5 protein-coding genes and 2 pseudogenes are annotated in these 11230 nt (G+C 53.6%); 1 reads left to right on the top strand and 6 read right to left on the bottom strand.

Annotated elements, in window-relative coordinates:
- Nucleotides 1–28 precede the first annotated feature (28 nt).
- Complete coding sequence (locus OGV50_RS02980; protein ID WP_003030308.1) at nucleotides 29–1267, bottom strand: IS110 family RNA-guided transposase; 1239 nt, start codon at nucleotides 1265–1267, stop codon at nucleotides 29–31.
- A gap of 222 nt (nucleotides 1268–1489) precedes the next feature.
- Here OGV50_RS02980 and OGV50_RS02975 point away from each other — a divergent pair.
- Nucleotides 1490–3091: pseudogene (locus OGV50_RS02975) on the top strand (BglG family transcription antiterminator); the annotation flags it as partial.
- Nucleotides 3092–3188: 97 nt separating this feature from the next.
- Here OGV50_RS02975 and nrdG read toward each other — a convergent pair.
- The 5 genes and pseudogenes from nrdG to OGV50_RS02950 form a co-directional block, all read right to left on the bottom strand.
- The gene (nrdG, locus tag OGV50_RS02970) at nucleotides 3189–3653 is read right to left on the bottom strand and encodes an anaerobic ribonucleoside-triphosphate reductase-activating protein (protein WP_012134360.1); all 465 of its coding nucleotides are present in this window, start codon (nucleotides 3651–3653) and stop codon (nucleotides 3189–3191) included.
- A 106-nt stretch (nucleotides 3654–3759) separates the two neighbouring features.
- Nucleotides 3760–5898 (bottom strand): anaerobic ribonucleoside-triphosphate reductase, encoded by a 2139-nt coding sequence (gene nrdD / locus OGV50_RS02965; protein WP_047459384.1) that lies wholly within the window; start codon nucleotides 5896–5898, stop codon nucleotides 3760–3762.
- A gap of 404 nt (nucleotides 5899–6302) precedes the next feature.
- Complete coding sequence (locus tag OGV50_RS02960; protein ID WP_286488307.1) at nucleotides 6303–6887, bottom strand: fructose PTS transporter subunit IIA; 585 nt, start codon at nucleotides 6885–6887, stop codon at nucleotides 6303–6305.
- Nucleotide 6888: 1 nt separating this feature from the next.
- The gene (locus tag OGV50_RS02955; RefSeq protein ID WP_286488306.1) at nucleotides 6889–8598 is read right to left on the bottom strand and encodes a sugar phosphorylase; all 1710 of its coding nucleotides are present in this window, start codon (nucleotides 8596–8598) and stop codon (nucleotides 6889–6891) included.
- Nucleotides 8595–11227: pseudogene (locus tag OGV50_RS02950) on the bottom strand (glycoside hydrolase family 38 N-terminal domain-containing protein). The gene OGV50_RS02955 and the pseudogene OGV50_RS02950 overlap by 4 nt, the downstream one beginning before the upstream one ends.
- Between the last annotated feature and the right edge of the window lie 3 nt (nucleotides 11228–11230).

Genomic DNA, 11230 nt, shown 5'->3' with positions numbered 1-11230 from the left:
TCACGCCCTGAGACATTCGACAAGCTTTTTATGGCTTCAGTAAGGGCGAGTGGCGCGCTTCGAGAGCCAGCAAATATTTTGCTTCATCGTACTGGGTTCTGGCCTTCCAGCAGCGGTAAATGATCCTTATCCATTTGAACGCCAGTGCCCGGATCGCAGACTGATGAGATTTGCCCTTCTCTCTGAGGCCCTGATAATACAGTCTGGCCCAGTATGATGAATTAACCGTCTTGGCAGCCCATTCAACAAAGGTTTGCCTGACGAACTTGGCACACTGCCATCGCCAGTGAACCCAGGATTTCTGGCCACTTCGTTCTGTCACCGGTGCAATACCTGCGTAGTTTTGAATTTCTTCAGCGCTGTTAAACCGGTCACGGTTATCACCAAGTGCAGCAAGCATTCGTGGGCCCATACACGGCCCCATGCCCGGAAGTGATTTGAACAGCTCCGCATCTGGCAATGTGTCAAACAACGCTTCGATTCGTTCGTCATAGGTTTTGATGATTTCACTCACGACTTTAATTTGTGTCGCCAGTGCTGTTGCCATCAAAGCATTAGCCTCTATAACGCTCGGGTCTGTAGTCAATGGGATCGCGTTATCAATACTCGCAACACGTTGCTCGGTAAGAGCCATTGCGCGGCCACCTTTGGCATTCAGAAAGTTGCGGATCGTGTCGCGCCTCGCTCGTTTCAGTTGTTGCAGACTGGGCCACCGGATAATCAGCTCACACAATAGTAAGCTACCCCGATGTGAGAACCACTCCAGTGGCTGAGGATAATACTGTTTAAGTGTGTTGATTATCCGGTTCACAAAACGGCGTTTATCTTCAACCAGCTGACGGCGCTGCTCAACCAGTTGCTGGAGTAACCGGATATCCGCATTGTCGGGTTCAATGGCTTTTATCTTTTGGGGATAACGCAGCATTAACTCTAATGCCAGCTCGGCATCCTGCGGGTCATCTTTAGCGCCGCTGGGCGAGAAGGCCTGCCGGTAACGAGCCAGGGACAAAGCGTGGACGGGGAAAACGGTGATAAATGGATATTTCTGAAGAGCATACACCACGGGACCTTTCTTCAGCTCAACGGCGATAGCGATCCTGCCTTTTACCTTCTGGTGTAACTCGGTAAGCCAGACATCAAGTGCTTCCGGCGTATGTTCAATCACATGGAATGTGCGTTCACCGTTTTTAAACTGAACACAGACATCGTGCTTTTTATCTGCCCAGTCCAGACCAACGTGCGCAGCAAATTGATTAGTCGCAGTCATCACCAACTCCTTTTTATCGGGGATTGGTATGCATTCCACGCTCTTCGAAAGAAATATAGCCAGCAGTTTATCTGCATGCCCTGAGTATTCGTTAGCGAACGTGGAGCACCCACTGGCTCGAAAGAAAAGCGGCGATCATCACGTGATTCTCGCTCAATATTCGTAACCAGTAAGCGCATACCCTGAATCACTTAAAGTGTAATTCTCAGGGTGCGAATGACTATATTCTCGCTCAAACTGGAAGATCTGGCGGATGAGTGGTTCGTCAGCCGCGCGACGCTGCAAAATGATATGGCGGAAGTTCGCGAGTGGCTGCGCCGCTATCATCTGACGCTGGAAACCCGCCCGCGCCACGGCATGAAATTGTTCGGCAGCGAAATGGCGATCCGCGCGTGTCTGACCGATCTCCTGTGGACGCTGGCGCAGCAGGATCCGGCGAACCCGTTGATTGTGGAAGAGGCGCTTAACGCGGGCGTGCCGGAGCAATTGCAGCCGATTTTACAGGAAATATTTACCCGTTTTCGTATTCGTCTGACAGATGAAGGCGAGCTGTTTTTACGCCTGTATTGCGCCGTCGCGGTACGGCGCATCAGCGAAGGGTATCCGCTGTCGGAATTTACCACGGAAGAGGTGGAGGACAACGTCTGCTTCGCGGCGCGGGATATTGCGGCGGTGCTGCAACACCTGGCGGATAAACCGCTGTCGGCGTCTGAAGAGAACTGGCTGAAGGTACACATTGCCGCACGGCAGGTGCAGGAGATTGCTCCCAGCGCCATCAATGCCGATGACGATGAAGCGCTGGTTAACTATATCCTCCGTTTTATCAACACGCAGTACAACTATAACCTGTTGAATGACAAACAGTTACATGCCGACCTGCTCACCCACATCAAAACGATGATCACGCGGGTGCGCTATCAGATAATGATCCCCAATCCGCTACTGGAAAACATTAAGCAGCACTACCCTATGGCGTGGGATATGACGCTGGCGGCCGTGTCGGGTTGGGGAAAATACACGCCGTATACCATCAGCGAAAACGAGATTGGTTTTCTGGTATTGCATATTGGCGTTGGGCTGGAGCGTAGTTACAACATCGGTTACCAACGGCAGCCTAAAATCCTGCTGGTATGTGACGCGGGAAATGCGATGGTACGCATGATCGAAGCGGTGCTGGCGCGGAAATATCCGCAGATTGAGATCGTGAAAACCCTGACTCTGCGTGACTATGAGCAGCGGGACAGCATTGCCGAAGATTTTGTCATCTCTACCGCGCGCGTCAGCGAAAAAGATAAGCCGGTGGTCATGATTGCGCCATTCCCTACCGACTACCAGCTGGAGCAGATCGGCAAGCTGGTGCTGGTGGACAGAACCCGCCCGTGGATGCTGAACAAATACTTCGACGCCGCCCACTTTCGCATTATCGACGGTGCAATGGATCAGCAGACGCTGTTTAAGACATTGTGCGATCAGCTGCAAAGCGAGGGGTTTGTGGATGCGGAGTTTCTCGACTCGGTGGTTGAGCGTGAGGCCATTGTCAGCACGATGTTAGGTGACAGCATCGCCCTGCCGCACGCCCTGGGATTGCTGGCGAAGAAAACGGTGGTCTATACCGTGCTCGCGCCGCAGGGCATCGTCTGGGGAGATGAGACGGCGCACGTCATCTTTTTACTCGCCATCAGTAAAAGCGAGTACGAAGAAGCAATGGCGATCTACGATATTTTTGTCACTTTCCTGCGTGAACGCGCCATGACGCGACTCTGCGCCAGCCAGAATTTTGCCGAGTTCAAAGCGGTAGCGATGGAGTGCGTGAGCCGTTTTTGAGAGGCGTTTTCCAGAAATGAATGTTAATGCAAATGTAATGCTATAACGCATTACATTTGTTTATCCTGAAGCAGAGAAACGGCGTTAAAGAGTGCGATCAACGTAAATGATGGACGACCTGGTTACTGCTGCCGCGCCAGATCAGCATCGGGTCTTTAAGATCCTGTACGAATTTACCGTCCACCAGCACGTTAATCAGATCCACAACCTGCATTTGCGCGGCGTTGAGTTCATCCAGCTTATAACCCGTCCATACCCAGATGTCTTTGCCGGGGCACTCTTCGCGAATGCGTTGCACCAGTTTCAGAATGTCCGGTACGTTTTGGGGATGCAGCGGATCGCCGCCAGACAGTGAGATCCCCTGGCGTTTAATCCGCTCGTCGTTCAGATCGTTAATGATCTGGTCTTCCATCTCTTTCGTAAACGGTTTACCCGAATTGAGCCGCCAGGTGCTTTTGTTGTAACACCCGGGGCATTCATGCACGCACCCGGAAACAAAAAGAGTACAGCGCGTGCCGGGGCCGTTGACGATGTCGACGGGGTAGTACTGGTGAAAGTTCATAGTCTGTAACCACGCCGGGTGGCGCTACGCTTACCCGGCCTACAGTAAGAGTGCAGTCCGTAGGCCCGGTAAGCGTAGCGCCACCGGGCATTAACGTGACAGCGGATTAACCGATCTGCCCATTGCCTAAATGCTTAACGCGGCGCTTCACTTCTTCCTGCTTACCGGCGTTAAACGGACGCGCATCCGGGCTGCCTAAATAACCGCATACGCGGCGGGTGACTGAAACACGCGCGGCGTCGTGGTTACCGCATTTCGGGCAGGTAAACCCTTTGCTGGTGCACTCGAACTCGCCGGTAAAGCCGCACTCGTAACACTCATCGATTGGCGTGTTGGTTCCGTAATACGGCACGTGCTGATAGCTGTAATCCCAGACGTCTTCCAGCGCTTTCAGGTTGTGCTGAATGTTCGGGTATTCGCCGTAGCAAATGAAGCCACCGCTCGCCAGCGGCGGATACGGCGCTTCGAAATCGATTTTATCGTACGGGTTCACCTTCTTCTCCACGTCGAGGTGGAAGCTGTTGGTGTAGTAGCCTTTATCGGTCACGCCCGGCACGACGCCAAACTCAGCGGTATCCAGACGGCAGAAGCGGTCGCACAGGTTCTCGCTCGGCGTGCTGTACAGGCTGAAGCCATAGCCGGTTTCGTCTTTCCATTGATCCACCGCCTGACGCAGGCGTTCGACAATGGCGATACCTTTAGCGCGCAGCGCTTCGCTGTCGTACAGATGTTTGTCGCCAAACAGCGCGTTGATGGTTTCGTGAATACCGATATAGCCCAGCGAAATTGACGCGCGGCCATTTTTAAAAATCTCGGAAACGTCATCGTCAGCTTTCAGGCGGACACCACAGGCGCCTTCCATATAAAGGATTGGCGCAACGCGGGCTTTCACGCCTTCCAGACGGGCGATACGGGTCATCAGCGCCTTACGCGCCAGCACCAGGCGATCGTCCAGTAGCTTCCAGAACGTTGCTTCATTGCCACCGGCTTCCAGCGCGATACGCGGCAGGTTGAGGCTGATGACGCCCAGGTTGTTGCGGCCATCGTGAACCTGTTCGCCGTTCTCATTTTCCCAGACGCCGAGGAAGCTGCGACAGCCCATAGGCGTTTTGAACGAACCGGTCACTTTCACCACCTGATCGTAGTTCAGGATGTCTGGATACATGCGTTTGCTTGCGCACTCCAGCGCCAGCTGTTTGATGTCGTAGTTTGGATCGCCAAACTTGTGGTTCAGACCGTCGCGAATCGCAAACACCAGTTTCGGGAACACGGCGGTTTTACGGTTCTTACCCAGACCTGCGATACGGTTACGCAGGATGGATTGCTGAATCAGGCGCGATTCCCAGCTGGTGCCGAGGCCAAAACCAAAGGTGACGAACGGCGTCTGTCCGTTGGCGGTGTGCAGCGTATTCACTTCGTATTCCAGAGACTGGAAAGCGTCGTAGCACTCTTTCTCAGTACGGGCGTGCGCGTAGCCGTCAGCGTCCGGGATCTGCCACTCTTCGGCGGTCTTACGGTGTTTATTGAAGCTAGCGGTAACAAACGGCGCCAGCACTTCATCAATACGGTTGATGGTGGTGCCGCCATAAATATGGCTGGCGACCTGCGCGATGATTTGCGCGGTTACGGCCGTGGCGGTGGAGATGGATTTCGGCGGCTCGATTTCCGCATTCCCCATCTTAAAGCCCTGCGTCAGCATGCCTTTCAGATCGATCAGCATACAGTTGAACATCGGGAAGAACGGAGAATAGTCGAGATCGTGATAGTGAATGTCACCACGCTCGTGCGCCTGCACCACATCACGCGGCAGCAGATGCTGACGGGCGTAGTGTTTTGCCACGATACCGGCCAGCAGATCGCGCTGGGTCGGGATCACTTTACTGTCTTTGTTGGCGTTTTCGTTCAGCAGCGCGGAGTTAGTTTGCTCAACCAGGCCACGAATTTCCTGGTTCAGACGGCCACGTTTTTCACGTTGAATATCACGGTCATGGCGGTATTCAATGTAAGCGCGAGCGAGTTGTTTGTACGGCCCGGACATCAGCTGGTTCTCAACGGCTGTCTGGATCTCGTTGATATCAACCTGGCTGCGCTCATTCATCTGGTTACTAACGACTTCTGCGACGGTGGCGCAGTAATCTGCGTCATCGACTCCCGCTGCTTTAGCTGCACGCAGAATGGCTTCCTTGATGCGCTCTGATTTAAACGGCACTTTACAGCCATCTCGTTTCATCACATGCGGTGTCATGATCACTCCATATTTATAAGAACAGGTTATCCACAGAGGCTGAGGAAGTCTGCGTGGGTTTATTCATCTCTCTATCCAACGACTTCCCGCAATCCCGACCCACGTTATCCACAACATCACCGTTATGGCGTCGTGTTGTGTTTGTAGCAATTGTAGTCGATTAATACAACATATTGGGTCGGGTTGCATTTTAAGTTCTATATGTAGTGATTTGCATCAAAGATGTTTACGATTTTATTGATTCAGAACAAAGTAAAAATTTAAGAGTACGAATGGCGGGCGCTTGCGCTTAATGTAAATTTTTGGACTTAAAAATTGCGTAAAAATTCAACAAAATTCGGGCGTTAAGCCAGGCGTTCGTCAAACCGGCGCGAAAAGAAACGACCGGTTTGACGCAGGAGGGGTTATTGCGCTGTTGCGTTCATCCAGTGAATACCCGCATTGATAAATGCAGCAACAGCGACGATCCCCAAAACCAGGGGGACAAGCCGGGTGTTTTTCACCGCAATGGCGGGTTCTGGCGAAACCGAAGGCGCATCTGGCGAGAGCAGCGCAAGCACCTCTTCGGCAGAGGAAGCGTTGATGAGTGATTCACGCACTTTATCGTCCACCAGAGATGAGGTCAGCCGGGTTAATAATTGCATATGCGTACTGCCTGCTTCTTCTGGGGGAATCGCCAGCAGAAATACCAACTGAACCTCCTCGTCCCCCTCAAGACCCGGCCACATGACGGGCTGGCGAAACAGGGCGACGCTAAATGCGGCCTGGACAACCGAGCCGCATTTCCCATGTGGAACAGCCAGCGACTCTCCCAACGCCGTGGGCCCTTCGCTTTCACGGCGCAGGACGCTATCAATAAACATCGCCTTGTCGTTGATCAGGCCCTGCCTGAACAGGGCAGCGGACATTTCCTCGATCACCGCTTCAGGAGTGCGGTGCGGCGGATCGATAAAAATCAGTTCAGAATGCGTAAGCGCGGACAACTCCATGTTATGCCTCCGGTTGCGTATCAGCGAGAATCCATACCGTTTGCCAGCCGGAAAGCTCGCAAGCGCCGTTGAATGCTGCGCCCGTCAGCAGATCTGTTCCTGTGACAGGCAGTGAAAGTGATTGTGGTATTCCTGTGACGTTCACGACGCAGTACAGCGTTTCGCCTTCTGTAGGATGCTGGCGAACGACGCCAAAGAGCGCGTCAGGCAATTCAGGAACGCGCTGCGAGGCGAACGGAGAAAATGCGGAATGCTGCTGACGTATATGCGCTAACTTCGCCAGAGACGCGTAGATTCGGGATTGTCTCGTTTCCGGCGAGAGCAACTGCTCATGGAGCGTGGCAGCGTCCAGTTTTTCCCGGTTAATGCGGCGATTTATGCCCGATTCGAGCAGCCCGGCGTTGTCATTTTCACTGCCGAAGAGGCTGTGATAATAGATTGCAGGCACGCCCCGCAGCATAAAGAGGATGGCGTGCGCGGCGGTGAATCTGGCGAGCTGGTCGTCGGGACTTTCCCCAGGCTCGCTCAATGCGCTCAGAAAGTTGATGTTAAGTTCATACGGCGACTGGCTGCCGTCAGGGTTGGTTTTCCATGAAATACGCCCCTGCTTGCGTTCTACCTCGCTTATCAGAAACTGCCGCTCTTCTGCGCAAAGGAGATTTTCCACGGGACGCAGCCCGATGCCGTCGTGGCTGGCGAGGAAATTAAAAAAGGTCGTCTTGTCGGGAAACGCATCCTGTTCCAGACGTTGCGCCCACTGGCGTAACCAGCGTGCGTTACCGCGTAAAAAGGCATGGAGCGTCAGCGGCGGCAAGGGGAACTGATACACCATGTGAGCTTCATCACCGTTGCCGAAGTAGCTGATATTTTCCTGATGCGGGACGTTGGTTTCCGTAATCAACAGGCAGTCAGGCCAGGTCGTATCCAGAATGGCGCGCCAGAGTTTAACGATCAGATGCGTCTGCGGCAGGTGAATACAGGTGCTGTTTCGCTCTTTCCACAAAAAACCGATCGCATCGAGTCTGATTGCGCGCGCGCCGCGCGCTGCGTATTCCAGCAGGATGTCGATACTTTCCAGTAACACGTCAGGTTCACGGAAATTCAGATCGATCTGATCGGCGCTGAATGTCGTCCAGATATGTACGGTTTCCCCCGTTTTGCGCTTGAATGGCGTAAGCAGGGGAAGGGCGCGTGGACGCGTGACAAGATGGTAGTCATCGTCAGGGTCGGCGCTAATAAAGTAGTGCTGATAACGCGGTTCGCCGTGTAAATAGCCCTGGAACCAGCGGCTTTGCTGAGAGATATGGTTAATCACGAAATCAAACATCAGATTAAAATCGCCTGCCAGCGCTGCAATGTCTGACCACTGGCCTAACTCTGGCGCAATGTGGCGATAATCTTTAACGCTGAAGCCATCATCAGATGTCCACGGGAACATGGGCAGCAGATGAATGTCGCTGATGACGCCTTTAAGCCAGCGTGTCGAAAACTGATGCAGACAGGCAAGAGCGTTTGCGTCCCCGCTATGGATACTGTCGCCGTAAGCTATCATCCACACCCGGCTCTGATCCAAAGGCGCGGCGGTTTGCTCCCGTAGCTTCCAGCGTTGACAGAGTTGCTCGATTTTCGCCGCCAGCGCGTACCGATCCGCATGGGGATAAAGCTGAGCTAACGTGTTTTTGATGAAGGTATGATGGGCGTTCTGGCTCATACTTTTTCGTTACGCTCCTGATGAGTAAAAAGAAAATCACACGTACTGCAAGGCAAAATGGTGGCGCAATCTGCGACAGGTTCTTCCAGATAATTGATCTGCGGAATATTTCTTAGCGAAGGCGGGAGCGGCACCGGGTGCTCTCCGGCATTGAAAATGCGAATGATTGTTCCGTCTACCGTATGGGCATGGGGTATTGCGGAAAGCATCAGCGGTTCGGGAAGCGTCAGCAGGCTGAATGTTTCCGGCAGCGAGCGCGAAACAAAATTGAGCGTAAAACGCTCCAGGCGGTTGTCCAGCGTGTTCAACGTCTGATTTTGCCAGGTGAATGGCTGGCGCGTCACGCGGGTTTCAAGATGCCTTAACGTCATAGGGTCGGCCCGATCGGCAAGCGCCAGCGTCAGGCTGAAATGCAGCGGTTTAAGCAGTTGCGCGTCGGGCGTGTTGACGACGGTATTATTAATGCCGGAAGCGCGTCCGGGTCGCCAGTCAAGATCGTCACGTCCCAGGACTCCCGTTGATTTAAACAACGTCAACGCTATCTGCGCCGTCTCGTTCTGGCATATCTGAAACTCTTTCATGCCCAGGCTATTGATGATGAGCGAGCGGTTGTTTTCCTCGATGGCGATAATGCCCTCGCTGGTTTCAATATCGACCGGCTTTTCCCTATAGTGCTGACGCCAGTCGGCTGACGCCAGTCGGCTGGCGCCTCGGCAACAGGACGCCGGATGACGGCAAAGGGCTGAGAGGCGATGGATTCCGTGGTGCGAATGTCGCTGTTGATGAGTAAGCGCAGGCGGTGATCGCAGACGGTGTTTTCCAGCGAAACGTCGATAAAAAGCTGAGCGTCATGCTGGCGAAGCTCGCAGACAAGGCGTACAGGGTAGGGCTGAACATCCTGCGCCGCTCGCGCCGCCAGCGAAGGGGGCAGCATCAGCGTGGCGCTTAGCGTCATCCGTTCAATGTGCGGGCCTTTCTCGCAGTCAATAAGCGTAAATGTGTGGCAGCGCTGCGGAACATCGCCCTCCAGCGGCGAAAAGTCATAGCTATCGCCCGCATCCGCACAGTCTTCAAAGGCCAGCAGGTCGGATATTACCCGGCCGTTGCGCTTATCATGAAGCGACAGCGAACCGGCATGCAGCACCAGCCGGTAATCGTTGTTTTCAATGGCGCTTTCAGCGCAGTTGCGCATTGCAGGCGCGATGCGTGACGATTCCTGCACCTGAATGTGGGTATAACCCAGCGGCGGTAACGCTGGCGCGTCAATAGCGACCTGCCAGCGGTAATAAGGCGGAAGTTCGACCTCTTTTTCGCCCTGCACAGTAACCTGAACCGTGCGCCCGCCGGAGACCTGCGTGCGTTCGAGAACGCTGAACGGAAGAGGACGCGCATGATGGCTGAGTTCAATACCGGCCGTACGGCTATATAATGTGGCTTTGATAATGCCCGACCAGGCGGTGGCGCTGGGGTTGATGACGAAAAGATCGCCCTCTTCACAACTGGCGGTCGCCAGTTCTTTTACGACCAGATTCCACAGGCTATGGCTAAGCTGTTCCGTTTGCTCAAGGCGATGGAGAATATCGCGATTGGTGGCATCGCTGTTACACCCGCCGATGGAATCATGCGCATGATTACGCAGAAGGTTTTTCCATATCTGGTCAACCCATTGCACGTTGACTTCAATGCCCTGATAACGCGCCAGCGCAATGGTGGGTTCGAGCTTGCCTAACAGGAACTGTTCAACGTCATAATTCTTCTTTTTGATGTCGTAACGTACTGAACCGATTGTTTTATGAATGCGGGTATAGCGGGGAGATTTTAATTCCCCTTGCCAGCGATCATATCCTGATGCCTGTTGTCGAAGGTGGTCAATGTACGCTTCCAGAGAGGAGATCTGAAAACGATCTCCCTCAGGGGAACATGCGCTGGCGATACGCAGTATCTCCGGCAGATGGGGATCAATATTGACCTGGTCGCCGCCGCAGGGCAGGAGCAGATCGTTCAGGCCGGAGCGTTGGCGGATGTGGTTAACGATTGGGAATATTTTGTCGTGCAGATGCGCGTCGTCTGCACGAATATTTTTTGCCGCGCCATAGCCGAAGGGCATGGCGCAAGCGATAACCTGCGCGCCGGATGGCGCTTGCCAGATGAACTGACTCTTTTCAACCTGCGTATCATGGTTGATGCCCCGCCAGAAAACGATGTTATCAAGGTTACACCCGCGAAGCAGGGTCGGGAGCTGGCTGTTATGGCCGAACGTATCGGGTAAATAGCCGACCATCATGGCATGGCCCAGTTTACGCGCGGAAAGTATCCCGTATTTCAGGTTGCGAATGATGGATTCGCCATGAACATTATACGTATCCGTCTGGGTGTACCACGGGCCGATAAAAAGCCGTCTGTCAGCGACCAGCTGTTTCAGCCGCTCGCAGTATTGAGGATTGACGGCCAGGAAATCTTCCACGACAGCCGTTTGGCCGTCGAAGTGGTAACAGGTATACGCAGGGTTCTGTTCCAGGGTTCGGATCACATCCGCAAAATTCCAGGACGCGAGAATATTGCTATCCTGCAAGGTGAAATACCATTCCTGATCCCAGTGCGTATGGGCGATGACGTGAATGTTGCTCATTTC

This window comes from Citrobacter sp. CK180, from assembly GCF_030333655.1.
Lineage (GTDB): Bacteria > Pseudomonadota > Gammaproteobacteria > Enterobacterales > Enterobacteriaceae > Citrobacter_B > Citrobacter_B koseri.
Note: the sequence above shows the minus strand (reverse complement) of the source record. Positions and strands in the feature narration are given on the sequence as shown.